Source organism: Actinospineispora acaciae DSM 45401 (assembly GCF_000620785.1).
Classification (GTDB): Bacteria; Actinomycetota; Actinomycetes; order Mycobacteriales; family Pseudonocardiaceae; genus Pseudonocardia; species Pseudonocardia acaciae.
Genome location: NZ_JIAI01000002.1, coordinates 19,878 through 46,139, shown reverse-complemented (window position 1 = coordinate 46,139; position 26,262 = coordinate 19,878). Strand labels below are relative to the sequence as shown.

At 71.0% G+C, this 26,262-nt stretch carries 24 protein-coding genes and 1 pseudogene; 12 read left to right on the top strand and 13 right to left on the bottom strand.

Annotation, left to right across the window (positions count from 1 at the left end; translation table 11 throughout):
- Both N912_RS65665 and N912_RS61950 read right to left on the bottom strand, forming a co-directional pair.
- Positions 1 to 618 carry a response regulator transcription factor gene (locus tag N912_RS65665; RefSeq protein WP_245645303.1) on the bottom strand — a complete coding sequence of 206 codons (618 nt, stop codon included), beginning with the start codon at positions 616 to 618 and terminating at the stop codon, positions 1 to 3.
- Positions 540 to 1,736, bottom strand: a complete 1,197-nt coding sequence (locus N912_RS61950) for a sensor histidine kinase (protein ID WP_281176275.1) — start codon at positions 1,734 to 1,736, stop codon at positions 540 to 542. Before N912_RS61950 ends, N912_RS65665 begins: the two co-directional genes overlap by 79 nt.
- A gap of 206 nt (positions 1,737 to 1,942) precedes the next feature.
- On the opposite strand from N912_RS61950, the gene N912_RS0109760 reads away from it, so the two are divergent.
- Together N912_RS0109760 and N912_RS66970 are read left to right on the top strand one after the other, a co-directional pair.
- Entirely contained in the window at positions 1,943 to 2,566 is a 624-nt protein-coding gene (locus N912_RS0109760; RefSeq protein ID WP_037064096.1) for a class I SAM-dependent methyltransferase, read from the top strand.
- 88 nt (positions 2,567 to 2,654) lie between these two features.
- Positions 2,655 to 3,011: pseudogene (locus tag N912_RS66970) on the top strand (DedA family protein); the annotation flags it as partial.
- A 117-nt stretch (positions 3,012 to 3,128) separates the two neighbouring features.
- Here N912_RS66970 and N912_RS50775 read toward each other — a convergent pair.
- Positions 3,129 to 4,664: a hypothetical protein gene (locus N912_RS50775; RefSeq protein WP_051579983.1), complete on the bottom strand. Its 1,536-nt coding sequence runs from the start codon at positions 4,662 to 4,664 to the stop codon at positions 3,129 to 3,131.
- 276 nt (positions 4,665 to 4,940) lie between these two features.
- Between N912_RS50775 and N912_RS50770 the strand changes: the two genes are divergently transcribed.
- Entirely contained in the window at positions 4,941 to 6,221 is a 1,281-nt protein-coding gene (locus N912_RS50770; RefSeq protein WP_245645232.1) for an MFS transporter, read from the top strand.
- Complete coding sequence (locus tag N912_RS0109745) at positions 6,218 to 7,651, top strand: amidohydrolase family protein (protein ID WP_028922281.1); 1,434 nt, start codon at positions 6,218 to 6,220, stop codon at positions 7,649 to 7,651. Before N912_RS50770 ends, N912_RS0109745 begins: the two co-directional genes overlap by 4 nt.
- A gap of 13 nt (positions 7,652 to 7,664) precedes the next feature.
- On the opposite strand, the gene N912_RS0109740 is transcribed toward N912_RS0109745, so the two are convergent.
- Positions 7,665 to 8,204: a DUF308 domain-containing protein gene (locus N912_RS0109740; RefSeq protein WP_028922280.1), complete on the bottom strand. Its 540-nt coding sequence runs from the start codon at positions 8,202 to 8,204 to the stop codon at positions 7,665 to 7,667.
- A gap of 118 nt (positions 8,205 to 8,322) precedes the next feature.
- On the opposite strand from N912_RS0109740, the gene N912_RS0109735 reads away from it, so the two are divergent.
- Positions 8,323 to 8,964 carry a TetR/AcrR family transcriptional regulator gene (locus tag N912_RS0109735; RefSeq protein ID WP_028922279.1) on the top strand — a complete coding sequence of 214 codons (642 nt, stop codon included), beginning with the start codon at positions 8,323 to 8,325 and terminating at the stop codon, positions 8,962 to 8,964.
- Positions 8,965 to 9,055: 91 nt separating this feature from the next.
- On the top strand, positions 9,056 to 9,247 hold the full coding sequence (locus N912_RS0109730; protein WP_028922278.1) for a hypothetical protein: 192 nt from the start codon (positions 9,056 to 9,058) through the stop codon (positions 9,245 to 9,247).
- Between the two features lie 31 nt (positions 9,248 to 9,278).
- On the opposite strand, the gene N912_RS0109725 is transcribed toward N912_RS0109730, so the two are convergent.
- The 6 genes from N912_RS0109725 to N912_RS0109700 all read right to left on the bottom strand — a co-directional run bounded on the left by N912_RS0109725 (position 9,279) and on the right by N912_RS0109700 (position 17,109).
- Positions 9,279 to 10,508, bottom strand: coding sequence for a Zn-dependent hydrolase (locus N912_RS0109725; RefSeq protein WP_028922277.1), 1,230 nt, complete (start codon positions 10,506 to 10,508; stop codon positions 9,279 to 9,281).
- 2 nt (positions 10,509 to 10,510) lie between these two features.
- A complete protein-coding gene (locus N912_RS0109720) occupies positions 10,511 to 12,286 on the bottom strand; it encodes a hydantoinase B/oxoprolinase family protein (RefSeq protein ID WP_037064093.1) in 1,776 nt (591 codons plus the stop codon).
- Positions 12,283 to 14,361 (bottom strand): hydantoinase/oxoprolinase family protein, encoded by a 2,079-nt coding sequence (locus N912_RS50765; protein WP_211261201.1) that lies wholly within the window; start codon positions 14,359 to 14,361, stop codon positions 12,283 to 12,285. The genes N912_RS0109720 and N912_RS50765 overlap by 4 nt, the downstream gene beginning before the upstream one ends.
- 146 nt (positions 14,362 to 14,507) lie before the next feature.
- Positions 14,508 to 16,259 carry a helix-turn-helix domain-containing protein gene (locus N912_RS65115; protein WP_084210770.1) on the bottom strand — a complete coding sequence of 584 codons (1,752 nt, stop codon included), beginning with the start codon at positions 16,257 to 16,259 and terminating at the stop codon, positions 14,508 to 14,510.
- 180 nt (positions 16,260 to 16,439) lie between these two features.
- Positions 16,440 to 16,733 carry a hypothetical protein gene (locus N912_RS0109705; RefSeq protein WP_156993357.1) on the bottom strand — a complete coding sequence of 98 codons (294 nt, stop codon included), beginning with the start codon at positions 16,731 to 16,733 and terminating at the stop codon, positions 16,440 to 16,442.
- Between the two features lie 28 nt (positions 16,734 to 16,761).
- On the bottom strand, positions 16,762 to 17,109 hold the full coding sequence (locus N912_RS0109700; RefSeq protein WP_028922273.1) for a hypothetical protein: 348 nt from the start codon (positions 17,107 to 17,109) through the stop codon (positions 16,762 to 16,764).
- 208 nt (positions 17,110 to 17,317) lie between these two features.
- On the opposite strand from N912_RS0109700, the gene N912_RS63375 reads away from it, so the two are divergent.
- The 3 genes from N912_RS63375 (at position 17,318) to N912_RS66965 (ending at position 19,820) form a co-directional block, all read left to right on the top strand.
- Positions 17,318 to 18,664, top strand: coding sequence for a helix-turn-helix domain-containing protein (locus tag N912_RS63375; RefSeq protein ID WP_245645231.1), 1,347 nt, complete (start codon positions 17,318 to 17,320; stop codon positions 18,662 to 18,664).
- Complete coding sequence (locus N912_RS61940; protein ID WP_084210769.1) at positions 18,664 to 19,185, top strand: flavoprotein; 522 nt, start codon at positions 18,664 to 18,666, stop codon at positions 19,183 to 19,185. Before N912_RS63375 ends, N912_RS61940 begins: the two co-directional genes overlap by 1 nt.
- A gap of 218 nt (positions 19,186 to 19,403) precedes the next feature.
- Positions 19,404 to 19,820, top strand: coding sequence for a GNAT family N-acetyltransferase (locus N912_RS66965; protein ID WP_084210768.1), 417 nt, complete (start codon positions 19,404 to 19,406; stop codon positions 19,818 to 19,820).
- A 12-nt stretch (positions 19,821 to 19,832) separates the two neighbouring features.
- Here N912_RS66965 and N912_RS50760 read toward each other — a convergent pair whose 3' ends face one another.
- Together N912_RS50760 and hydA are read right to left on the bottom strand one after the other, a co-directional pair.
- Positions 19,833 to 20,591: an SDR family NAD(P)-dependent oxidoreductase gene (locus N912_RS50760; protein WP_051579981.1), complete on the bottom strand. Its 759-nt coding sequence runs from the start codon at positions 20,589 to 20,591 to the stop codon at positions 19,833 to 19,835.
- Positions 20,592 to 20,615: 24 nt separating this feature from the next.
- Positions 20,616 to 22,004: a dihydropyrimidinase gene (gene hydA, locus N912_RS0109690; protein ID WP_028922272.1), complete on the bottom strand. Its 1,389-nt coding sequence runs from the start codon at positions 22,002 to 22,004 to the stop codon at positions 20,616 to 20,618.
- A 117-nt stretch (positions 22,005 to 22,121) separates the two neighbouring features.
- Between hydA and N912_RS0109685 the strand changes: the two genes are divergently transcribed.
- The 3 genes from N912_RS0109685 (at position 22,122) to N912_RS50755 (ending at position 25,854) form a co-directional block, all read left to right on the top strand.
- The gene (locus tag N912_RS0109685) at positions 22,122 to 22,856 is read left to right on the top strand and encodes an aspartate/glutamate racemase family protein (RefSeq protein WP_028922271.1); all 735 of its coding nucleotides are present in this window, start codon (positions 22,122 to 22,124) and stop codon (positions 22,854 to 22,856) included.
- A gap of 76 nt (positions 22,857 to 22,932) precedes the next feature.
- Entirely contained in the window at positions 22,933 to 24,540 is a 1,608-nt protein-coding gene (locus N912_RS0109680; protein WP_037064089.1) for an N-acyl-D-amino-acid deacylase family protein, read from the top strand.
- A gap of 42 nt (positions 24,541 to 24,582) precedes the next feature.
- A complete protein-coding gene (locus tag N912_RS50755; RefSeq protein WP_051579980.1) occupies positions 24,583 to 25,854 on the top strand; it encodes an MFS transporter in 1,272 nt (423 codons plus the stop codon).
- Here N912_RS50755 and N912_RS0109670 read toward each other — a convergent pair.
- Positions 25,842 to 26,246: a nuclear transport factor 2 family protein gene (locus N912_RS0109670; protein ID WP_084210767.1), complete on the bottom strand. Its 405-nt coding sequence runs from the start codon at positions 26,244 to 26,246 to the stop codon at positions 25,842 to 25,844. The two genes, N912_RS50755 and N912_RS0109670, sit on opposite strands and share 13 nt — an antisense overlap.
- Positions 26,247 to 26,262: the final 16 nt, after the last annotated feature.

Here is a 26,262-nt window from a genome sequence, read left to right as displayed (position 1 = left end):
CTACGCCGTGCGGGCGTCGCGCTGGTCCAGGTGGCGCAGGACGGCGAGGACCCTGCGGTTGTCGTCGGTGTTGGCGGCCAGTTCGAGCTTGTCGAAGATGCTGTTGATGTTCTTGTTGACCGCCTTCACGGTCACCGACAGCCGGGCGGCGATACCGGCGTTGGTGCGGCCCTCCGCCATCAGCGCGAGCACCTCTCGTTCCCGCTCGGTGAGCCGGTCGATCGGGTCGTCGCGCCGGCGGGAGGTCAGCAGCTGCGCGATCACCTCGGGGTCCATCACGGTGCCGCCCTCCGCTACCCGGCGCACCGCGTCGAGGAACTGCCCGACCTGCATGACCCGGTCCTTGAGCAGGTAGCCGATGGCGCCGCTGCCGTCGGCGAGCAGCTCCCTGGCGTAGAGCTGCTCGACGTGCTGGGACAGGATCAGGACCGGCAGCCCCGGCTGGGCGCGGCGGGTCTCGATGGCCACCCGCAGGCCCTCGTCGGTGAAGGACGGCGGCAGCCGCACGTCGACGATCGCCACGTCCGGCCGGTGTCGGGTCAGGGCATCGGCGAGCAGCGGTCCGCTGGCGACCGCGTCGACGACGTCGATGCCGTGGGCGCCGAGGATGCGGACGATCCCGTCGCGCAGGAGGGCGAGGTCCTCGGCGACGACGGCACGCACGGCAGCTCCATCCTGATCTCGGTCGGACCGCCCGCCGGGCTGGTCACGGTGAGTGTGCCGTCGAAGGCGGCCAGGCGCTCGCGAATACCGCGCAGGCCGGTCCCGGACCCGGTGTCGGCGCCGCCGGTCCCGTCGTCGGTGACGCACACCCGCAGCAGCCCGTCCCGCCAGGTCATCGCCACCTCGGCGCGCTGGGCGCCGGCGTGCTTGCTGACGTTGGTGAGCGCCTCGGCGGTGGCGAAGTACACGGCGCCCTCCACCGAGGGCGAGAAGCCACCCGGCAGCTCCAGGCGGGTCTCGACGGGAACGCCGCTACGCAGCGCGACCGCCTCCACGGCGCCGGCGAGCCCCCGCTCGGCCAGCACGGGCGGATGGATGCCCCTGACCAGCGTGCGCAGCTCGGCGAGGGTCTGCTCGGTCGCCTGCCCGGCGTCGCCGAGCAGTTCCTCGGCCCGTGCCGGGTCGCTGGCCAGCAGGGAGCGGGCGAGGCCGATCGACATGCCCAGCGACACCAGGTGGGCCTGGATCCCGTCGTGCAGGTCCCGCTCGATGCGGCGGAGCTGGTCGGCGTGGCTGTCCATCGCGACGGCGCGGCTGCGGGTGAGCTCGCCGATCCGGTCGCCGCGCCGGTCCGGGGCCAGCAGCCGGCGCGACACCGCCAGGTGCGCCGCGCTCATCGGCGTGGCGACGAACCAGCCGACGGCCAGGCACAGCGCCGCCAGCGGGGCCAGCACCGGCAGCCCGTCCAGCGTCCCCACGAACACCCACGCGGCGTAGCCGAGCACGAACAGCACCAGCGCGAACCCGAACCCGGCCACCGTCTGCCACCCCAGCCAGGCCAGCTCGCGCCAGGTCGTCGGGCTGGCGACGAGCCGACGCAGCCGCGCCCCCTCGCGCGGCGGCTCCGGGATCCCCGCCCAGCGCCGCTGCCGCGACGCCCACCCGGCCACCGCGCCGAGCACCTGGCCGAGCACCGGCACCCCGAGGCCGAACAGCGGGACCAGCAACACCCCGAGCACCACCATGACCAGCAACGCACCGGTCACGACCGCGACACAGCACCCCCGCGCCACACCCGACAACCCGCGCCAACCCACCGTGCTCCCCCTGTCTCGACCGTGTCACATCGTCGCGCCGGGATCCGCCCCGCGTCATGGAGATATGGCCACCGGTACGGGGAGAAAACTCCCCGGCAACCGTGGTACGGGCTCACTGTCCGGCGCCCGCTCCCCCGCACAGGCTCGTTGGTGACGATCCGACACCGACGGAAGGCGCCCTGATGACCATCGAGTTCGCCCCGCCCGCCACCCGCGCCCGGGCGGCCCTGGCCTTCGCGCGCAAGGCGCTGCGCGAGCAGTCCACGATGGGCGCGCTCGTCCCGACCTCCCGCTGCCTGTCGCGCCGGATGGCGAGCATGGTCCCGTCCGCCCCGGGCGCCTGTGTCGTCGAGCTGGGCGCGGGCACCGGCGCGATCAGCCGTGAGATCGGCCTACGGCTCGGGTGCGACGCCGTCCACATCGCCGTCGACCGGGACCCGGTCATGCTGGCGGCGCTCGCCCACCGGGCGCCCTGGGCACGCCGGCTGGTCGGTGACGCCGCCGACCTGGCCGACCTGCTGCGCGACAACGGGATCGACGGCGCCCACGTGGTGCTCAGCTCGCTGCCCTGGAGCTTCTTCCCGCCGCCGACCCGGGCGCGCATCCTCGACCAGATCGCGTCGGTGCTGCTGCCGGGCGGCACCTTCGTCACCATCGCCTACCGCCCGACCCGGCTGATGCCGCGTGCCCGCGCGGTGCGCGCCGCGCTGGACGACACCTTCGAGACGGTCATCCCGAGCGCCACGACGTGGGCGAACGTCCCGCCCGCGCGCCTCTACCTGTGCCGGCACGCCCGCCGTGGCTGAGCTGCTGCCGCACGCCTGCCCCCCGCTGCTGCCCGTCGTGCTCGCGCTGGTCCTGACCGCCGAGTCGGGGCTGCTGCTCGGGCTCGCCATGCCGGGCACCGCCATCACGATGGCCGCCGGCGCGGCCGCCCAGCGGGGACTAGCGCCGTTGCCGGTGGTCATCCTGGCGGCGACCCTGGGCACCGTCGCCGGCGCCCAGCTCGGGTTCCGCCGGGGCCGGGTGCCGTCGCGGTCAGGTCGGCGGCTGGCGCGCCTGACCCCGGCGGCCTGGTTCCACCTGCGCGAGCTGCTGGGCCGACGCCCGACGCTGGCCGTCGCCGCCGGCCAGTGGCTGTCCTCGGGGCGGGTGCTGGTGCCGCGCGCGGTGGGCGGCACCGGCCTGTCCCACCGCCGGTTCACCGTCGCGCAGCTGTGCTCCTCGGCGGTGTGGGCGACCACGCTGGCCTGCGTCGGCCACGGCGCGGGCGCCGCGGCGCGCAACGCGCTCGACCTCGTGCTCGCGGCCGCCGCGGCCCTGCTCACCCTGGCGGCGCTGGTCACCGCCGTGCGGCACCGGCCTCGCTCAGGCCGCCGGCACCGCGCCGGGTTGTGGTCGCGGCGGGAGGAACCCCTCGTAGGTGATGCCGCGCTGGTCGAGGCCGGTGACCACGATGGCGAGCAGGGTGAAGATGAGGTCGCCGCCGCCGCGCTGCTGCAGGTGTGGGTCGATGATGGTGAGGACCAGCAGGAAGCGCCAGACGATGTCCAGGCAGGAGGCGGTGGCGCCGAACGGGCCGGGGTGTCCGAGTACGGGTTTGAGCGAGCGCAGGATCCGCAGCGACAGCCAGCCGAAGGCGAGCAGCAGGGGTATGCCGCCGACCCAGACGAACCAGAGCACGCCGGATTCCAGGTAGATGACCTTGCGCCATCGTTCGGGGGCTTGGAGCACCCAGTTCGGCGAGACGCCGATCAGGGTGGTCAGCCAGTCGAAGTGCGGCAGGTACATGTGCAGCAGGTTGTCCAGGCGGCCCTGTTCGGGCTCGGGCAGCCAGGACAGGGCCGAACCCGTGCTGTACTCCCCGATGCCGCCGAGCCGGCCCAGGAACGCCGGTGCGCCGATGACGAACGCGACCAGGGCCAGCGGGGCGAACTTGCGGGACTGGCGGCGCAGCTCGGGGAACCGCCAGGCCAGCAGCGCGAAGCTGACCGCGGCGGCGATCCAGGTGGAGAACTGCCCGGCGGCCAGCACGCCGGTGCCGAGGATCACCGCGAGGATCAGCCGCTCGCGGCGCCCGAGCAGGCCCCGGGTGCCGCAGCACAGCACCAGGATCAGGCTGATGATCACGAAGTCGCCGGTGGCGATCGGCGAGCCCAGGGTGGCGCTGCCGCGTTCGCCCAGGGCCTCCTTCGGCGCGGCGGCGCTGCTGTCCGAGCCCGCCCACAGGGTGCTCAGCAGCGCCAGCACCGGCCCGAACTTCAGCGTCTGCAGCACGGCGATCAGCGCCACGCCCGCGCCCGGCCACACGATGAGCCGGATCGCGCGCAGGATCCGCTGCTCGGTGGTGATCGTGTAGCGGACCAGGAAGTAGATCCCGACCAGCTTGGTCATCGGCAGCAGCGAGGCGTACTCCTCGCCGGTCGGGACCAGCCCGCGCAACGTCAGCGAGGCCAGCGGCCAGGCCGTGGCCATCAGCAGGAACACCGCCAGCGGCAGGTCCACCGGCGGGTAGAACCGCGGCCGAACCTCGTCGCCGCGCAGCAGCCGCAGGTACGCGCCGATGACCGCGCCGCCCATCACCACGACCAGCAGGCCCTCGTTCGGGCGCACCAGCGGCAGCAGCACGTCCCGGCCGATCCCGGCCAGGAACGGCAGGGTGGCCAGGTAGGCGTAGGTGGCGAAGCTCGGGTACAGCCCCGACACGGTCGCCAGCAGCACCGCGAACAGCGCGCCGACCGTCCCGAACGCCGCCGCCGGGCCGAACAGCGCCCCGAGCACCGAGGCGATCCCGGTGCCGATCACCGCCGCCGCGATGATGAGCGTCGAACGGCGGTCCCGTTTCGCCTCGCGGGCGGCCGGCGTCCGCTGCGGGGGCGCCGACCGGACCTCGGTCTCGGTCACCTGACTTCACCCCCAGCTCACGTGCCGCCTCACCTCGTACGGCCGGCTCCGCGCGCTATCAGACAGCATCCGGGCGCCGCGCGGCCAGGCCGATGGCCGCCGCGTTCTCATGATTGCCTCAGCTCACTCCTCAGGTTTTTCTCAGCGTGGGCCGCCTGGCGGGTGCGACAAACGGATGGGCGGCGGGTTGTGCGAAGTGTCAAAGTTGCCGCCCGTTGGTTCGCCTAGCGTTGTCGGCCACCGCTGATTAAGCCTCGACGACGGAGGGATCCGCCGGTGGCCAGTCCGACGGCACGCAAGGCGGCGGCCGCCGCGCTCATCGGCACCAGCATCGAGTACTACGACTACTACGCCTACGCGACGGCCTCGGCGCTGGTGTTCGGCAAGCTGTTCTTTCCCGTACAGCAGAACCCGTTCTTCGGCACGATGGCCGCGTTCGCCACCTTCGCCGTGGGGTTCGTCTCACGCCCGCTCGGCGGGATCGTGTTCGGGCACTTCGGCGACCGGGTGGGCCGCAAGACGGCGCTGGTCACCACCCTGCTGATCATGGGCACCGCGACGTTCCTGATCGGCGTGCTGCCCACCTACGAGACGGCCGGGATGCTCTCGCCGGTGCTGCTGGTGGTGCTGCGGCTGGTGCAGGGGTTCGCCGTCGGCGGCGAGTGGGGCGGCGCGGCGCTGATCACCGTCGAGCACGCGCCGGAGCACCGCAGGACGTTCTACGGCTCGTTCACCCAGCTCGGCTCGCCCGGCGGCACGGTGCTCAGCACGGCGATGTTCTCGCTGGCCACCCTGATGGGCGGCGGCACGCTGCTGGAGTGGGCGTGGCGGGTGCCGTTCCTGTTCTCGGCGGTGCTGGTCGTGGTGGGGCTGGTCATCCGGCTGCGCCTGGAGGAGTCACCGGTGTTCCTCCGGGCGGTCAGGGAGAACACGCTGGTCACCAGCCCGGTCGCGGTCACCGTCCGCACCTCCTGGCGGGTGATCCTGGCCGGGATCGCGGCCGTGCTGGTGGGCATCACCGGCTTCTACATCACCGGCACGCTGTTCCTGAGCTACGCCGTGGACCAGGCCAAGGTCCCGACGCAGACGGTGCTGGACGCCCAGTTGATCGCGGCGGCCACCAGCTTCGTGTCGTTCCCGATCATGGCGCTGCTCGCCGACCGGTTCGGCAAGCGGCTGGTGATGTACGTCGGCCTGGCGCTCACCATCGTCATCGCGGTGCCGCACTTCTACGTGGCCAACACGCACAGCGCGCTGTTGATCACGCTCATGCTCAGCGTGACCCAGACGGCCAGCTCGGCGGCCTGGGTCACCATCCCGGCGCTGCTCAGCGAGGCGTTCCCGGCGCAGACCCGCTACACCGGGCTGTCCCTGGTCTACCAGCTCACCTCGCTGGTGTTCAGCGGCACGCTGCCGATCGTCACGCTCGGGCTCATCGCCGGCTCGGGCGGCAGCCCACTGCCGGCCGCCGCGATACTCGTCGGGCTGGCCGTGGTCAACATCGTTGGCGTCGCGGCGCTGGGCCGGATGCTGAGACAACCGATAGGGACTAAATGACGACCACCGTGTACAAGGCCCCGTACATCGTCGCCTACCAAGGTGGCGGCCACCGCATCCTGCGCGACGGCTGCGTGGTCGTCACCAACGACCGGGTCACGCACGTCGGCCCTTCGTACGACGGCCCCGCCGACGAGGTCGTCGACTGCCCCGACCGGATCATCACCCCCGGCCTGATCAGCACCCACGCCCACATCGCGGAGTCGCCGATCGACAAGTCGCTGCAGGAGGACATCGGGCGGCGGGTGTTCTGGCAGACCGGGCTCATCGAGGTGCTGCCGACCATCGTGAAGAGCATGCGCCCCGAGGACGTCGAGGCGTGCGTCGACTACTCCATGCTCGAACTGGTCCGCACCGGCTGCACCACCGTCTTCGCCATGGACGGCGCCTCGGAGTACGTCGCCGACGCGGTGGAGCGGACCGGGATCCGCGCCTACATCGGCGACATGTACCGCTCCGGCGCGTGGCGCACCACCGACGGCACCAGGGTGACCTACACCTGGGACGAGGAGGCCGGCCGGGCCGGGCTGCAACGCGCCATCAAGACCGTCGAGTCCCTAGACGGCCGCGCCGACGGCCGCATCCGGGGCTGCCTGGCCCCCGCCCAGGTCGACACCTGCACCGAGGAGCTGCTGCGCGCCAGCAAGGAGGCGTCGGACTCGCTGGGCGCGCCGCTGTCGCTGCACGCCTCGCAGAGCATCGTCGAGTTCATCGAGATGAACCAGCGGCACGGCAAGACGCCCATCGAATGGCTGGAGTCGATCGGCTTCCTCGGCCCGCGCACCATCCTCGGCCACGCCATCGTGGTCGCCGGCAGCAGCTACGCCAACTACCCCGGCGACGACCTGGCCCTGCTCGCCAACTCGGGCACCTCGGTGGCCTACAACGCCTGGTGCTTCGGCCGCCGGGGCATCGTCCTGGAGACCTACCCGGAGTACCTGCGCCGGGGCGTGAACGTCTGCCTCGGCACCGACACCGCGCCCCAGTCCATGATCGAGTCGCTGCGCTGGACGGCGGTGCTCGGCAAGGTCACCGGCCGCAACGCCGAGGCTTCCACCGCCCGCGACGTCTTCGACTCCGCGACCCTGCGCGCCGCCACCGCCCTGGGCCGCGACGACCTCGGCCGGATCGCCCCCGACGCCAAGGCCGACCTGCTGTTCTGGCACACCGACTCGCTGTTCATGACCCCCGTGCGCGACCCCATCCGCACCCTGGTCTACGCCGCCCAGGCCGAGGACCTGGCCTCGGTCATGGTCGACGGCCGGTGGGTCATGCAAGACGGCACCGTGCGCGGCATCTCCGAACGCGACGTACTGGCCCGCCTGCAGCGCTCCGCCGCCTCGGTCTGGGAACGCTGGCCCGACGCCGACTGGGCCGGCCGCCGCCTCGACGAGCTCTGCCCGCAGACCTACCCCGACTTCACCGAGTGACCCAGGTCGACGGCTACCGGCGCAGGCGCAGCGCGGAGACGAGGAAGAAGACGCCGCCGAACAGGGCGTAGCCGGCCACGTTGGTCAGGGACGCCGCGGTCGCGGCCATGAGGACGAACGACGCGCCGGCCAGCACGGAGATGGACCCGCTGGCGATCATCGCCCACTGCCCGCCGAGGCGGCGACGCCGGACGGCCACGACGAGCTGGACGATCCCGGCCAGGACGGCCCAAACGCCCCAGACTCGCAGGACGGCAGGGATGCCGGAGGTGAGGGCGACGGCCAGTGCGACGGCGGCGAGCGCACTGATCACGATGTTGACGTAGAGGCCCGCGGCGGACCCGCCGGCCCGTGAGGAGCGGGCGTCGACGACGGCGGCGGCCACGTCGAACGCCGGGTACAGCACGAGCAGGGCGGCCGACGCCGGGCCGATGCTCGACGCGGTCGCGAACAGCAGGACCGCCCAGGCGAGGGCGAACCCGAAGCGGACGACGTACAGCCGTCGAAGGATCGGCGCGACACCTGTCCCGGTCGGGGCGGTGGTCGTGGTCATGACGGTCCCTTTCCCAAGCCTCTAGGCAGAAAGAACATTCTCTCTGCGAACAGCGACGAGCCTGGCATGCCGCGCCAGGAAATGCAAGACCGATCGTTCTTTCTGCTACTCTCGGCCCATGGTGACACCGACCCGCTCCGCGCCCGCCGGCCCGAACGGCAGCCCGAACGGCGACCCGGGGCGGCGCGGGCGGTCCGAGGCGCGGGAGCGGCTGCTGGCCACGGCCAGCGGGCTGTTCTACCTCGAGGGGATCCGGGCGGTCGGGGTCGAACGGATCCTGGCCGAGGCGCCGGCCACGCGGGCGACGTTCTACCGACACTTCCCCTCGAAGGAAGACCTCGTGCTCGCCTACCTTCGCGGCGTCGACGCCCAGATCCGCGCCGAGGTGCACGCGGCCGTCGAGACCGCGCCCTCGCCGGCCGAGGCGGTGCGCGCGATCGGCGCCGCCGTCACCGACAGCCTGGCGCGACCGGAGTTCCGAGGGTGCGCCTTCCTCAACGCCGCCGCCGAGTACCCCGACCCCGACGACCCGGTGCGCCAGCTGATCCTGGACCACCGAGCCTGGTACATGCGCACGCTCGCCGAGCTGTTCACCCAGGTCTTCGGCGACTCACCACGGCGACCCGACCCACGGCACGCGGCGCGGCACTTCGTCATGATGCGCGACGGCGCCATGACCGGTACGGCCCTCGACGGCGTCGACAGCGTCGGCGCCGCGTTCCAGCGCGGCGTCGAGGGCCTGCTCACCGTGCTCCACTGAGCACCCCCGGTCACCGCACACCCACCCGCTGTTATATCGTCACGCTCGCACCGTTCGTAACCAGAGTCACAGCGTGCTGGGGGAACCAACCATGACCGCTCGCAAGCTCCGCCGTGTGATCACCGTCCTGGCGGTCGCCACCGCCGGCCTGATCGCCGGCACCGGCGTCAGCTCGGCCCTCGAACTCGACGGCGTGCACATCGGGGGCGACGACGGCATCGGCAAGAACCTCACCAAGGGCCTGAGCGACATGACCTCGGACCGGGAGCTCCAGGTTCCCTAGTGTCGTGTAAACGACACTAGCTCCCCGACGACTACTCGCTCAGGCGGGCCATGGCCCGGGCGAGCAGGTCGGCGCCGAGGGCGCAGTGTTCGGGCGAGGTGTACTCGGACGGGGCGTGGCTGACGCCGGCGCGGCTGGGCACGAACAGCATGCCGGCCGGGACCCGGGGCGCGAGCGCCATCGCGTCGTGGCCGGCGCCGCTGACCATCGGCTGGTACGGGATCGACGACGCCTCGCAGAACGAGCCGAACAGCTTCTGCAGGTCGGGGTCCAGCGGGACCGGGTCGATGTCGTAGGACTCGGAGTAGTCCCAGGTCAGGCCCTCGTCGTCGGCGATGATCCGGAACTGGTCCTTGAGCTCGGCCAGGTAGGCGTCCAGCGGGGGCTTGTCGCGGTGGCGGGTGTCGAGGCTGAACGCGGCGGCGCCGGGGATCACGTTGGAGCCGCCGGGGGTCGCGGAGAGGCGGCCGGTGGTGGCCCGGATGCCGTGGCGGACGGCGAGGTCACGGGCGGCCACTATGGCGCGGGCGGCACCGACCGCGGCGTCGCGGCGGCCCTCCATGGGCGTGGTGCCGGCGTGGTTGGACACCCCGGTGAAGGTCACGGTGCCGGCGCGGAAGCACACGATGTCGGTGACCACGCCGACCGGGAGTCCGGCCGCCTCCAGGATCGGGCCCTGCTCGATGTGCAGTTCGAGGTACGAGCCGATGTCGTCGACGCCGGAGGGCAGGTCGGCCAGCTCGGACCAGTCGTGGCCCCGCGCCGCGACGGCCTCGGCGAGGGTACGGCCGGTCAGGTCGCGGCGAGCGGCCGCGTCGTCGAGGTCGAGGTCGCCGACGAAGGCGCGGCTGCCCAGCAGCGCGGTGCCGAAGTTGCTGCCCTCCTCCTCCATCCAGGCCACCACCCACAGCTGCCGGGACGGCCGGTGGCCCGCCGCGCGCAGCGCCCGGATCGCCTCCAGCGCGCCCAGCACGCCCAGGCAGCCGTCGTACGCGCCGCCGGAGGGGACGGAGTCGATGTGCGAGCCGGCCACCACCGCCGGCAGCGAGCCCTCCTCCCACCGCCCCCAGATGTTGTTCACCGCGTCGACGTGCACGGCAAGCCCGGCCTCTTCGAACCGCTCGATCAGCCAGGCCTGGGCCGCGAAGAACTCCTCCGACCAGGCCCGCCGGGTCACCCCGCCCAGGGTGCTCGGCGCGCTGAAACCCGCCAGCGTGCGCAGGTCGCCCTCCAGCCGCGCCGCGTCGACCGGATACTCCATCTCTATGCACCCCTCCGCAGCCGTTCGGTTCCGTCCAGGTCCACCGTGAAATCCGGGCCGATCACCACGCCGTAGTCGTCCCGGGCCGCCTCCATCGTGACCAGCCCGTCCAGCACGTCGTCGAGCACCGCCGACGGGTCACGCTCCAGCGGGTCGCCGTAGCCGCCGCCGGACGGGCTCACGGTACGCAGCACGTCGCCCGCGCGCGCCTTGCGGTACGGCGACATGGACGGCAGTCCCGTTGCCGAGGCGCCCGGGTTGAGCACCGCCTGCCCGGTCGTACCCACCCGACCGCCGAACAGCCCGGCCGGCGCCACCGTGTTGCCGTCGCCCTCCATGGAGAACCCGCCGGCCTCACGGAACTCGATGTCGCGCACCGAGCCGTACCCGCCCCGCCACACGCCGGGACCCGCGCTCATCTCGGACAGCTCGTAGCGGCCCACCCGGAGCGGATAGTGCGCCTCGATGTCCTCGATGGGGTTGTTGCGGGTGTTCGCGTACAGGGTGTCCACCGCGTCCAGCCCGTCCTTGCGGTACCGGCCGCCGTAGCTGCCCTCGGTGATGTCCATGTACACCCAGTAGTCCCCGCTCGGGCGCAGGCCGCTGTACGCCACCACCTTCAGGTTCCCGATCCCGGCGCTGACCTGCGTCGGGACCACCTCGGACAGCGCCTGCATGACGGTGGCGGCCAGCACGTTGCCCGGGCAGAACCTGGCGATCACCGGCGCCGGGTAGCGCGGGTTGACCAGCGTCCCCTCCGGCGCGGTGATGGTGATCGGCCGGTACAGCCCGGAGTTGGCCGGGACGTGCCCTGTCCGCGCGCTGTCCAGCAGGATGGAGCGGACCACGACGTAGATCGCGATGTCCACGGTCCCGACGAACGGCATGTTCAGCGGCAGGTCGATCTGCTCGTCGGTGCCAGCCAGGTCCACGGTGATCTCGTCCCCGGCGACGGTGAGCGCCACGCTGATCTTCAGGTCGCGGTAGCGCGGGTCGGGGTGGTCGAGGAAGCCGTCCACGGTGCCCTCGGCGCGGTAGGTGCCGTCCGGCAGCTCTGCGATCTTGTTGCGCAGCATCCGCTCGGAGTAGTCGAGCAGGTCCGCCGAGGCGTCCAGCAGGGTGTCCCGCCCGAACCTGCCGACCAGCTCCAGCATCCGGTCCGCGCCGATCCGGGCCGCCGCGATCTGCGCCTCCATATCCCCGACCACCAGATCGGCCGCGCGGATGTTGTCGCGCAGCAGCCGCCACACCCACTCCTGGCGCTGGCCGCGCTCGTAGACCTTGATCGCGTTGAACTGCAGGCCCTCGGCGTAGGCGTCCGGGGCGTCCACGATGCCGCAGGAGCCGGGCGAGAGCGCGCCGATGTCCAGGTGGTGCGCGGTGGTCACGGAGTAGCCGATCAGCTCGGTGTCGTCGCCGGAGCCGAGGAAGACGGGAACGATGAAGCCCACGTCGGGGCCGTGCGAGGCGCCGTAGTAGGTGTGGTTGTGCATCACCACGTCGCCGGGCTCGAACCGCCCGCCGATCTCGTCGAACCGGCGCAGCACCCCGCGCACGTAGCCGGGGATCGGTCCGGCCTGCAGCGGCGTGCTCAGCCTCGACTCCGCGAGCTGCTGGGTGTCCGCGTCCAGCAGCGCGCACCCGAAGTCCTCGGACTCGCGGATGATGCTGGAGTACGACATCCGGGTCAGCTTGTGCGCCATCTCGTCGGCGATGCTCTCCAGCGTGCCGGCGACCACGGACGCGGTGATCGGATCCACCCTGGTGGAAGGCGTCATCGCGGGGACCTCCTGGTCAGGAACAGGGTGCCCTCGTCGCCGTGCCGCGCCTGCCAGCCGGGCGGGACCAGGGTCGTGGTGTCCCGCTGGAAGATCACGGCCGGGCCGGTGACGGGTTCGTCGGCCGGCAGCTTCCAGCGGTCGATGTAGAGCACGGGCATCTCGCGCAGGCGTCCGTCCACCCGGAACAGCCCGTAGCCGCTGCCCAGCAGCGCCTCCGAGGCACCGGACGAGGCGGGCGGGGGCAGCCGGTGCATGCGGGGGGCCTTGCCGGTGGCGGTGCTGCGCAGGTTGACGATCTCCACGGCCTCGCCGGGGAAGCAGTGCCCGTACTCCCGCTCGTGGATCGCGTGGAAGCCCTTCACCGCCTCGGTCAGCACGCCGTCATCCAGCGTCTCGGTGGGGATGTCCACCCGCAGCTCGTACCCCTGCCCGACGTAGCGGCAGTCCAGCGCGCGCCCGACCGCGATGTCGGCGTCGGCCACCCCGTCCTCGGCCAGCCGCCGGCGCAGCCAGGCCTCGTGCTCGGCGAAGTCCGCGTTCACCCGCGCGTGGTCGAACTCGGTGTGCAGCATGAACACCGTGCGCATCAGGTCGTAGCGCAGGTCGGTGGTGAGCAGCCCCATCGCCGAGGTGATCCCCGGGTACGGCGGGACCAGCACCTCCGGGATGTCCAGCAGCTCGGCGATCTCGGCGGCGTGCAGCGGGCCGGCGCCGCCGAAGGCCACCAGCGCGAAGTCGCGGGGGTCCAGCCCGCGCTGCACGGTCCGTTCCCGCACCGCGCCGGCCATGTTGTTGTTGGCCACCGTGATCACGCCCTCGGCGGCCTCGGTGGCGCTCAGCCCCAGCTCGCGGCCCAGGCCCTCGATCGCCGTGCGCGCGTTCTCACCGTCCAGCCGCATCTCGCCGGCCAGGAACCGGTCCGGGTCGATGCGCCCGAGCACCACGTGCGCGTCGGTGACCGTCGGCTCGGTGCCGCCCCGGCCGTAGCAGGCCGGCCCCGGCACCGAGCCCGCGCTGCGCGGACCCACGTGGAACGCCCCGCCCTCGTCGACGTAGGCGACGCTGCCGCCGCCGGCGCCGATGGTGTGCAGGTCCAGCATCGGCACCAGCAGCGGGTACCCGCCGACCGCGGTGTCCCGCGCGGGCGCCTCCACGGTGCCGCGCTCGGTGGCGATGCCGATGTCCGCGCTGGTCCCGCCCATGTCGAAGGTGATCAGCCGCTGGCGCCCCGCCCGGCGGCCGACCCAGGTGCCGCCGAGCACCCCGGCGGCCGGGCCGGACATCAGCAGCGTGGCCGGCGTGCGGGCGGCGGCGGTCACGGTGGCCACCCCGCCGTTGGACATCATGATGTGCAGCTTGTTGTCGATGCCGTGGCGGTCCAGCGCGAACTCCAGCCGGCGCAGGTACTCCGCGACCTTCGGCCCGACGAACGCGTTGATCGCCGTGGTCGTGAACCGCTCGAACTCCCGGAACTGCGGGAACAGCTCGCTGGACGCGGTGACGAACACGCCGGGCAGCTCCTCGGCGAGGATCTCCAGGGCGCGGCGCTCGTGGGCGGGGTTGAGGTAGGAGTTGACGAACCCGACGGCCACCGCCTCGACGTCGTCCGCGCGCAGCTCGGCGATCACCGCGCGCAGCTCGTCCTCGTCCAGCGGGATCTCGATCTCGCCGCCGGGGGCGTTGACCCGCTCGGTGACCACCTTGCGGTGGCGGCGCCTGGCCAGCGGGCGGCTCTGCCACGGGATGTCCTGCATGATCGAGTAGTGCTGCGGCCGCTGGTGGCGGCCGATGTGCAGGACGTCGCGGAATCCCTTGGTGGTGATCAGCGCGGTACGGGCGCCGTCGTGTTCCAGGATCGCGTTGGTGGCGACGGTCGTGCCGTGCATCAGGGAGTCGATGTCGGCGGGCCGGATCCCGGTTCGGTCGCACAGCTCCAGGACGCCGGCCACCAGGCTCTCGGACGGCTCCGCGGAGCTGGCGACCTTGTGCACTTTCACCGCGCCGGAGTCCGAGTCGTACAGGATGAAGTCGGTGAACGTGCCGCCGATGTCGACCCCGATGATGTAACCCACGTGAACCTCCCTGGGCCGCGTCCACTTCGGACGGTTGTTCACGAATCGCCTCCGGCGATCAAACCGCCTGATCCAGCCACTCGGACGAGCCTCCGGCCCGCCCTCGCGCCAGGAGCGTGAACAACCCTCCGGCGTTGCCAGGGAGACTAGGTCGCGGGCGTGTCACCGTTCGTTGTCGAATGGCGCGAACTCGGGTCGTTGGACTTGTCGGCCGGCACAAGCCGGTGCAGTTGCAGCGCCATCACCAGCCGCTCCACCGGGTCGCCGAGGTCGATGTCGGTGAACTCCGCCAGCCGGCGCAGCCGGTAGCGCAGCGTGTTCGGGTGGATCCCCAGCCGGTGCGCGGCGGACGTGCTGTCGCCCATGGTGTCCAGGTAGGTGCGCAGGGTGTGCACGTAGTCGGTGTGGTGGCGGCGGTCGCGCTCGGTCAGCTCGCGCAGCGCGGCGTCGTGGGCCGCGAGCTCGTCGGCGGAGCGGCGCAGCACGGCCTCCAGGGCCAGGTGCGCCCAGACGTCGCCGGCCCGCGCGACAGGCCCCTTGTGCGGCGCCCTTTGCAGCGCGCCCAGCACCGAGCGCGCCTGGGCGAACGACGTCTCGACCTCGCCGGCCGGAACCACCGACCCCACCGCGATCACGCACCGCAGCCGCCGCTTCTCGGCGTCGGCGGCCACGCTGCGCGCGAGCCGGGCCAGGTGCTTCTCGGTGCTCGGGCCGGGGTCGAGCCCGCCGAACACCGCGTCGAGCCGCGCGCCGTGACAGCTGGTCAGCACCTGCCAGCGGTGCGCAAGGCAGCGCTTGGTCAGCACGTCGCGCAGCGCCTGGGCGCCTCGGTCGCCGGCCGTCCCGAGTGGCACGCAGCAGAGCACGGCGGCGCCCTTGGTCCGCTCCAGCCCGAGGGTGTCCGCCACGCTGTCCACCGTGGCGCGGCCTTCGAGCAGGTCGCGCAGGGCACGGTCGCGCTGGATGTCGATGCCCAGCTCGTGCGCGCGATGCCGGGCCAGGTGCAGCGCGGAGATCCGCGACGCCGCCGAGAGCTGCGCCTCCACCGCCGGGTCCGCCGGCCCGCTCGGGAACGTGACCCACAGGCTGCCCAGCAGCTCGTTGTCCACCCGCACCCCGCAGACCAACCGCGCGCCAAGGCCGATGTCCGGAACCGCCTCGACGCGCACCACCTCGTCGCTGGCCCGGATCGCGTCCAGCACCCCCTCCCGCCGGAACACCGCCAGGAACTCCTCCGGGCAGCGCCGCTGCAGGATCGCCAGCCGCCGCGCCCGGTCCACGTCCTGGTCCGAACGCGAGTACGCCAGCACCCGCAGCGACGGGTCCTCGATCAGCACGTTCCCGCCGACCATCGAGGCCAGCCCGTCGGCCAGCATGAACAGGTCGCCCGGCCCGGAGGACAACCCGCCCGAACCGTTCGCGCCGCCCGCACCGTTCGCCCCGTTGGCGCCGTTCGCGCTGCTCGCCAGCACGTTGCGGACCAGCCGGACCACGTGCGCCCAGTTCGCCTCGTCCGGCACCGCGACCACCGCGACGGCCGAGCGCTCACCCAGCAGGCGCAGCGCCGCCCCCGTCAGCAGCCGCCGCTTCACCGCCACCGCCGCGGCCCCACCGGCGGCGGCCCGGTCCAGCACCTCCAGCAGCTCCCGCTCGCCCGCGCCGACCCCGGCCGCGAGCACCAGGTCGCCCGGCTCGATCCCGTCGTCGCCCTGCGCGTCGTGCAGCACCACGTCGCAGACCGGCGCCGTGTCCTCGGGGATCTCGATCACGAGCTCGGTCAGGTCCGCGCCGAGCGTGTCCACCAGCCGGCGCAGCGGCACTCCCCCGTCGTGCGGCGGCGCAGGCGGTCCGGGGTGGCGCACAGCGTCGTCGCGCCGTGGCACCGGGCTCGTCCACATCGACGCACCACCCTTCCGGGGGACAGCCGGACAGCCAGGATAACCAGAACCCACGTGCTCGACGGACCTCGTCGACCAGGCAGGCGCGCAGCAGCGCCGGCGGTGACCGCGGGTCGAAGTTCGCGCCAAGGTGGTCGCTTCAGTGGTTGGCTTGCTCGGCACAGGTGGTCGGGCAACTTCCTAGGGATCGGTGTTCACCTTCCAGATTGTTCCGTTCCTTTTCGTCCAGAGTGTGCGGTGGCTGATCCACCCGCCCGCGGCGATCCGCCGGTCGTCAGACAGGTGCGGCACCTCCTGGCGCCGACGCTTGACGAACAGCGCCTCCGGGTGCCGCTCGCCAGGTGTGTTCAACACGAACCGGGTCACCGCCCCGGCCAACACGCCTGGGTCGGTAGACAGCTCCCGCGCGTACCACTCGGCATCCTCACTCGCGCTCCAGATCACCTCGGTCGCACAGATCTCGTCCGCACGCACGGCGTGCACCGCGTACAGATCCGTTTCCTCAGCCATGACGCCTCTGCTCGACCACTAGGGCTCGGCGGACGCGTCCGTCGTAGCGCCAGCCGCGCCACCACCGCCCCAACGCGGCCGGCCAGGTCGCCGCCGGCTGGGCGTAAGCCCGCCGCTCGCTCGTCGCGGGGTAAAGCGTGGCATTGTCCGGGCGCAAGGCCATGCAGCGGCCACAGAGGATGACCACGGTAGGGAGGTAGAGGTCGGGGAGGATATTCAGGCCACACAATGACAGGGGAAGCACGTCGGCGGGGTCGTACACGGCGTGCACGTGGCGGTCGGTGATATCCGGCAACAAAGCGAAGACCAGCCTCTCCGACGAAACGGGCGGTTCAGTCATGACACCGCCGCGTGACGAAGGCCGCACGGCCGTGGGGTGTGGGACTCAGACATTGGTATCAGTGCACTCTCGTGGTCGGCGCTTATGGGGTAGCTTGAAAGATCACCAAAACATCAAGTCACCGCTGTGCGATACCCTGTGTGCGCGGTTGCCACACCGACCGCCACCAGCGGTCACGCCGAGCCTGGCGCCAGACAACACTGATCAGGTGAAGGACCACGACATGGCCAGGGAGCCGGAAGCCGTCGCCGAGCTGCGTAGGTCGCTTGGCACACAGCTCGCGACCTTCCGGCTTGCCGCTGAACTCACCCAAGGCCAGCTCGCCAAGATCGCCCTCTGCGACCGCACCACCATCGTGCATATCGAAAAAGGGCGAGCCCGGGCAGATGAACGTTTCTGGCAGACTGTAGACGCCGCCTGTGATGCCGGCGGAGCCATCTTGGCGGCCTATTTCGAGCTAGAAGCCGCGAAGAATGAACACGAGAACCGAGAACGCGAACAGCGCCTATCCGGCGTCCGAGCCAAGGCCGCCGAGCTCCGTGGCAGGTCTAGTTCCGCCATCACAAAGACAGCATCTGACAACTCAAATCTGGTCGACGTGCCACGGATGGAAGAACTACGTCGAGCAATCCTGGGTCATCAACCCCCGCCTGAACCGTCTAGGAAGCCACCAACGCTGCCTCAGCTCGAAGCCCTTACTCGGCAGACCCATCGACTGTATCAGCGAGCGGATTACGACGCAGCGGCCCAACTACTGTCGCTGACTATAGGGCGGATCGAAACATCTACAGTGACCGTGCCGCTTCCCGTCAAGGCTGCCGCCTACTTAGCTGCCGCCAAGTTGGCCACAAAAGTGGGCGACAATAGCTTGTCCTGGATCTCAGCCGATCGGTGCCTGCGGCTAGCCTCAGACGCCGACAGACTGGACCTGTTCGGCCTCGCGAACTATCAGATTTCTTGCGCACTACTACAGGCTGGCCACCTGGCCGACGCCGAACAAACCGCCACCGAAACGGTGGAACACATTGCCAGCCTAGCAAGTTCAACTCCGTCGAACCCTGAAGATATAATATCGACACAGGGCGCACTTCTACTGCTGTTGGCGATCATTGCCGCTCGCTGCGGCGAAAGACAGAAAGCTGTAACCAAGTTGCGCGATGCGGCACGGCTTGCCGAACAGCTCGGCCGGGACGGTAACCGGCTCTGGACGGCCTTCGGACCAACAAATATCGCTATCCACGAGCTAGCGGTACTAGTCGCTCTCGGAGACTCACGAACGGCCCTGAAGCTTGGTGAGCGCATTGACACCGATACCCTGCCGGCCGTGCTGCGTGGTCGGCGCTCACAGGTCCATCTAGAACTGGGCTGGGCGTCGGCCCGACAGGGCGACGACGGCCTCACCGTACTCCACCTTCTAGAGGCCGAACGCGTTGCGAAGCAAGCCGTCGCCAGAAATGTCACCGCACGGACATTGTTGACGACATTGCTGGCCCGTGAACGCACAAGCACCACTCCCGGCCTTCGCGCCCTTGCAACCAGAGCCGGAGTCATCTAATGGCCGACACGCGACCAGCACGGCGGGTGGTCTATCTTGTGGCTTGCGCCGCACCGCCCGCTCAAGCGGTGGGCGATCTCGTCAGGCTCCTACAGGAACAGGGATGGACGGTTTGCGTAATTGCTACACCACGCGCCTTCGACTGGCTCGAAGCCGCGGCACTCGCCGATCAAACCGGATACCCCGTTCGTCACGAGTACAAGCGCCCTAGTGATCCAGATTCGCTACCTCTGGCAAATTCCGTCGCCGTGGCACCGGCCACATTCAACACAATAAACAAGTGGACAGCCGGGATCAGCGATACCTTCGCCTTGGGAATTCTCAACGAAGCCATTGGCCTAAAGCTCCCAATCGTCGTGGCTCCCTATGCAAAGCCAAGCCTCGCCGCGCATCCCGCGTTTGAGCGGAGCCTGGAGATACTCGACGGATGGGGGGTGAAGGTGCTCCCAAATGAAGTTATTCGAGTGAAGCCCGCAAAGAACGAGTTCGAATGGCGGCCTGTTGTGGCCGCGCTCGCGTAGCGGTCCGGTGTCGCACTCTGCCGGAGACGTCCAGCGTACACCCGCGGTACGAGACGTGCACGCATTCCTACATAAGGGCAAACCATCATGGCGGATCGTCTATCCTTGACGCACTATGGCCCCGAGGTCATCACCGAGGAAGAGGAGGCGATTGTCAGCATCTACGAGAAAAGTCATGCCGACGTAATTGACGACCCGTTCTACAGTGCTGATCGTTCATGGAACGGGTACGAGCTTACGCCAAATCCCCCAGATTCGAGTGCGTACTAGCTCGCATAGATGACGAGCCGGTCGGCCTCGCCCTCGGATATGCACTCCCCGAGAACGCGCGCTGGTGGGCTGGTCTCACGACCCCTGTAGATCCTGAACTAATCCGAGAAGACGGCACCCGCACGTTTGGCCTCACCGAGCTTATGACTCACCCCGACTGGCAAGGCCACGGCATCGCTCATCGGCTGCACGATGAACTTCTGTACAAACGGCCGGAACAACGAGCTTCCCTTACAGTGCGGTCGGACAACAGGACAGCACGGCAAGCATACGACAAGTGGGGATGGTGGCAGATGGGCAAGATCAAGCCGTTCCCGGATTCTCCGCACTACGATGCGCTGATCCTCGATCTCACTCGGAAGTAGCCCGCCGGCCCGTCAGGTGACGAGGTTGGCCAGCCGTTGCGGGAGGTGGACGAGCGCGGCCTGGGCCCGCGCGCGCCGGGGCAGCACGACCAGGTGCCGGTCCTCCCGGCAGGCGGTGGTGACGGCGGTGGCCACCTCCTCGGCGGTCAGCAGGCGCAGCGTACGGGTGGCCAACAGGCGATCGAACGCCCGCACGGTAGGCGGGTAGGAGCCCAGGTCGCGGTACATCCCGGCGTCGACGGTGCCGAGCTCGGCGAGTGTCACGCCGACGCCCGTGCCACGCAGCTCGCGGTGCAGCCCTTCGGCGAGCCGGCCGACCGACGCCTTGGTCGCCGAGTACGCGGCCAGGCCCGCCACCGCGGCGTGCGCGGCCAGCGACGAGACGAACACGATCCGGCCGAGGCGGCGCTGGAGCATCCCGGGCAGCGCGAGCAGGGCAAGCTCGGCGGGCGCCGTGGCGTTCACCGCGTAGATGGTCCGCAGGGACGTAGTCGTCAGGTCGCCGAACGCGCCCGGCTCGGCCAGCCCGGCGTTGTTCACCAGGACGTCGACGGGCGCCACCTGTTCGACGCGGCGCATCAGCTCCTCGGGTTCGCGCACGTCGGCGGCCACCGCGGTCGCTCCGACCTCCTCGGCGACCGGCCGCAGTGCCTCCTCGCCGCGCGCCACCAGCGTGACGCGAGCCCCGGCCCCGGCGAACGAGTGCCCGAGCGCGGCACCGATGCCGCCCGAGCCACCGGTGATCACGACATGCTTCCCGCCGAGGTCCATCGGCCCATGCTATTGGCGGCGTGACTACACGGTGGCCCGCGCCTGGAAGCGGCCGTGGCCGGCGCGGCCGACGAACGCGCCGTCCTTGGCCACCAGCTCGCCCCGGGAGTAGACCCGCTCGATCCGGCCCGGCACGGTGTGGCCCTCCCACAGCGCGTAGTCCACGTTCTGGTTCTGGGTGCGGGCCGAGATCGTGGTGCTGCCGGCCGGGTCCAGGACGACCAGGTCGGCGTCGCCGCCCACCATGATCGTCCCCTTGCGCGGGAACAGGCCGAACGACTTGGCCGGCGTGGTCGCGGTGACGTCGACGAACCGCTCGATGCCGAGCTTGCCCTCGTGCACGCCCAGCCCGTACACCACGCTCATCCGGTGCTCGACCCCCGGGCCACCGTTGGGGATCTTGCGGAAGTCGTCGCGGCCCAGCTCCTTCTGCTCGGAGAAGCAGAACGGGCAGTGGTCCGAGCTGACCACGCCGAGGCCGCCGGTGCGCAGGTTCTTCCACAGCGCGTCGCGGTGCGCCCGCTCCCGCAGCGGCGGGGTGAGCACGTACTTCGCGGCCTCGAAGCCCGGGCCGTCGTACAGCTCCGGTCCGAGCGTGAGGTAGTGCGTGCAGGTCTCCGCCGAGACCGGCCACTCCTCGGCGCGGGCCGCCGCGACGGCGGCCGCGGAGTCGGCGGTGGACAGGTGCACGAAGTAGATCGGGGCGTCGGCCATCCGGGAGATGCGGATGGCCCGGTGCACGGCCTCCACCTCGGTCGCGGCCGGGCGGGACAGCTCGTGGTACTTCGGCCCGACCTTGCCCTGGGCGACCAGGTCGGCGGCCATTCGGTCGATGACGTCGCCGTTCTCCGCGTGCACGCACACCCGCGCGCCCAGCCGCCCGGAGGTGCGCAGGATGTCGAACAGCTCGCCGTCGTCCACCATCAGCGAGCCCCGGTAGGCCATGAAGACCTTCACGCTGGTCACGCCGCCGTCGACGATGCCGGGCAGGTCGTTCAGGGCGCCGTCGTAGAGGTCGGTCACCGCGATGTGGAAGCCGTAGTCGACCGCGGCCCTGCCGTCCGCGCGCTCGTGGTAGCGGGTGACCGTGTCGCCGAGGCGCTCGCCGGCCACCTGCAGGGCGAAGTCGACGATCGTGGTCGTCCCGCCGCAGGCCGCCGCCCGGGTGCCGGTGCCGAAGTCGTCGGCGGTGACGGTGCCCATCATCCGGGAATCCAGGTGGGTGTGGACGTCGACGCCGCCGGGCAGCAGCAGCTTGCCGGTGCAGTCCACCCGCTCGTCCGCCGGCGCCCCGCCGGCACCGATCTCGCCGGTACTGATGGAGTCGATGCGCCCGTCGGCGACCCGGACATCGGCCCGGTACGAGCCGTCCGCGGTCACCACCGTCCCGCCGGAGAACAGCAACGTTGCCATCTCGGGAAGTTATCAACTCATGGCGGGACGTTTTCCTGTCCTGTTCGACAATGCGCCCGGCGGCCACTTGTGCGAATCCACCAGCGCGATGCCCGCGCCATCTGGCTACCTTTCGGCATGCGCATACTAATGATCAACCCGAATACCACCGAAAGCATGACCAAGGCGATCGACGAGGCCGCCCGCGCGGTCGCCGGCCCCGACACCGAGATCGTCACCGTCCAGCCGCGCCGGGGCCCGCGCTCCATCGAGGGCCACCTCGAGGAGGCCACCGCCGCCGTGGCCACCCTGGAGCTGATGGTCGAACGGCGCACCGGCTACGACGCCTACGTGATCGCCTGCGCCGGCGACCCCGGCCTGGCGGCCGCCCGCGAACTGGTGGACGCCCCGGTGATCGGCATCGCCGAGGCCGCCATGCACATGGCCTGCCTGGTGGCGCACCGGTTCTCCATCATCAGCGTGGTGGACCGCATCAAGCCGATGCTCACCGACATGGTGCAGGTCGCCGGCATGGCGCCGCGCTGCGCGTCGGTCCGCACCACCGGCCTCGGCGTGCTCGAGATCGAGGAGGACTGGGACGAGGCCCTGCGCCGGCTGACCGAACAGGGCCGGCTCGCGATCACCGAGGACGGCGCCGAGGCCATCGTGCTCGGCTGCGCCGGCATGGGTCCGCTGGACCGCCAGCTGCGCGCCGAACTGAACGTCCCCGTCCTGGACGGCTGCGCCTGCGCGGTCACCCTCGCGGAGGCCTGCCACCGCTACGGAATCACCACCAGCAAGGCCAGCGCCTACCGCGCCCCCGAACCCAAGGAATACCTCGACTGGCCGGTCTTCGACTCGCTGGCGCGGTAATTCGTCAACGGGCCGACTCGTGTGGCCTGAGTTACGGTGCTCGAGACATCGACGTCAATCGGTCCGGCAGGTGTGAATGGCCCAGGCATCAGGCACCCAGCGCGACAAGCTCATTCGCGGCGGCGTGGTCGCCGACGGCAGCGGCGCCGATCCGGCTCCGGCCGACGTGCTCGTCAGGGGCGACCGGATCGCCGCCGTCGACCGGCCGGGAGCGATCCCGCCCGGGGACAGCGAGACGATCGACGCGGGCGGGCTGGTGGTCACGCCGGGGTTCGTGGACGTGCACTCCCACGCCGACAACGCCGCGCTGCTGCCCGAGGACGACACCGACAAGATCCTGCAGGGCATCACCACCGAGGTGGTCGGCAACTGCGGGTTCTCGCTCGCCCCGACCAGCGCCGAGACGGTGACCGAGCTGACCACGTTCGTGCAGCGGGTGTTCCCGCCGGTGGAGTTCGGCTGGCGCACCTGGGCGGAGTTCACCGCGATCAGCGACTCGTTCGGGTACGTCACGAACTACGCCCCGCTGGTCGGGCACGGCACGCTGCGCATCGCGGCGCTGGGCATGGACGACGTGACCCCGGACGCCGAGGGCCTGGCCGCGATGGGCGCGCTGCTCGACGAGGCCCTGGAGAACGGGGCGTTCGGGCTGTCCAGCGGGCTGGTCTACCCGCCGGCGGTGTACAGCCACACCGAGGAGATCGTCGAGCTGGCGCGGCGCCTGGGTCCGACCCGGCTGTACGCGACCCACATGCGCGGCGAGGGCGACTCGCTGTTGTCCTCGATCGCCGAGACCGTCCGCATCGGCACCGAGGCCGGCTGCCCGGCGCACATCTCGCACCTGAAGTGGACCGGCCGGCACAACTGGGGCAACATGCCGACCGCCCTCGCGGCCATCCATGCCGGGGCGTCGGACGGACTGCAGATCACCAAGGACGTCTACCCGTACACGGCGGGGTCCACCATGCTCACCGCGCTGCTGCCGCCGCCGTTCCTGGCCGGCGGCGACGAGGCGGTGCTGGGGCGGCTGGGCTCGGAGGAGCAGCTGCGGCAACTGGCCGTGATGATGGAGCACGGGCTGCCGGGCTGGGACAGCCACCAGCGGGCGGCCGGCTGGGACGGGGTGCTGATCACCACCACCGGCAGCCACCGCTACGAGGGCAGCACGATCGGCGAGCTGGCCCGCGCGCTGGACGAGCCGCCGCTGGACGTGCTGGTCCGGGTGCTGCGCGAGGAGCGGCTGCGGGCCAGAATGGTGCTGTTCGCGATGCACGAGGACGACGTGCGCGCCGCGCTGGCCGACGCCGACACGATGATCGGCACCGACGGGCTGCCGCCGGGCTCGGGCGGCAAGCCGCACCCGAGGGTGTTCGGCACCTTCCCCCGGGTGCTCGGCGAGTACGTCCGCGCCCAGGAGGTGCTGCCGCTGGGCGAGGCGGTCCGGCGGATGACGTCGCTGCCGGCGCGCGTGTTCCGGATCCCCGAGCGCGGCTTGGTGCGGCCCGGCCAGGTCGCCGACCTGGTGGCGTTCGACCCGCAGACCGTCGACCACCCGTGCGACTACCGCGACCCGGTGCACCCGCCGCTCGGGATCGGCTGGGTGATGCAGGCCGGCGAGCGGGTCGTCGACGGCACCACCTACCTCGGCCCGCGCCGGGGCCGACGCCTGACGCCCGCCGACTGACTCCGACAACCCACCCAATCGGCCCGCCCTGAGGAGGCCGCAATGTCCACCGCCGCGCAGAGCGACCGGCCGACTCTCAGCCCCGGGCGGGTCACGGCGGTCACCGTGACGATTCTGTTCGTGGCGTGGATGGTGGACTACGTCGACCGGCTGGTGATCGCCACCGCGCTGCCGAGCATCGGCAAGGAGTTCGGGCTCGACCACACCCAGCAGGGGCTGCTGCTGACCGCGTTCTTCGTCACCTATGCGCTGTTCCAGTTCCCCGGCGGGCTGATGGCCGACAAGATCGGCGCCCGGCGCACGATGTTCGTCGCGATGATCGCCTGGTCGGTGTTCACCGGGCTGTCCGGGCTGGTCACCTCGTTCGGCATGCTGCTGATCGTCCGGGTGCTGTTCGGCGTGACCGAGGGGATCTTCCCGGGCGCCGCGATGAAGGCCACCACCGAGCGGACCTCACCGAAGACCAGGATGACCGCGAACGGGATCATCCTCGGCTCGAACCCGTTCGGGGCCGCGCTGGCGCCGTTGATCGCCGCGCCGGTCATCGCGGCGGTGGGCTGGCGCAACTCGTTCTACTCGATGGCCGTCGCGGGCGTGGTGGTGGCCGCGGCGCTGTGGTTCTGGCTGCCGCGCCCGCTGCCGGAGGACGTCGTGCGCGACCGCGACGCCGCCGCCCCGACGGCCGGGCTGTCGGTGTCAGCGTTGTTGCGCCGGGGCGTGCTGTGGCGGTTCGCGCTGCTGTTCGGCGGGTTCGACCTGGTCGCCTGGGGGCTGACCAGCTGGGTGCCGGCGTACCTGCAGACCGCCAGGGGCGTCTCGACCACCGCCTCCGGGCTGCTCGCCTCGATCCCGTTCCTGTGCGGCACGGTCGGGACGGTCTGCGGCGGCCTGCTCTACGACCGGGTGTTCCACGGCCGCCACCGGCTGCTGCTGGTGCCGGTGTTCGTCGTGTCGGCCGTCTTTTTGCTGCTGATGACGTTCGCCGGCTCGACCGGGATGTTCATCTTCTACCAGTCGATCACCCTGCTCATCCTGTACACCACGTTCATGCCGACCTTCGGGCTGCCACTGCGGCTGCTGCCCCGCGAGGTGGTGGGCTCGGCCGCCGGGCTGATCAACATGGGCGGTCAGATCGCCGGCGCGGTCGCCCCGTTCGTGATGGGCTTCCTGGCCGACCGGATCTCGTTCACCGCCGCGTTCCTGTTCCTGGAGGTCGGCCTGCTGGTCGCGATCCTCGCCACCTTCTGGGCACCGCAGCGCCCGGACCAGCTCGCGAAGCACTTCCCCGAGCTGAACATCCGTCAGGGCGCGTAGATCTTGCGGAACGAGTCCTTGACGCTGATCCGGTCACCGGCGAACTCGAACAGGTCGATGCCACGGTAGGAGCGGGTCACGCCGTCGCCTTCGGTGACCGTGAGGGTCCACTCCGCGACGCCGCGTGTGCCGTTGTCGAAGACGTAGACCGGGCCGGGCTTGAGCGGCGCGATCGCCGGGTTGTCGAAGATGGCCCGGATCTGGGTGCGGATGGCGTCCTTGCCCACGATCGTCCGGCCGGGCTCCGGGCCGACCACGGCCAGGTAGCGGGCGTCGTCGGTGAAGAAGTCGACCGTGGCGTCGAGGTCCTTGCGTTCCCAGACCAGGCCGAACTCCGCGAGCTTGTCCTCGTTCATGATCCCCTGCTTCTCGTTGACAGTCGGGTTATTCATCTAGACCGCCTTCGGC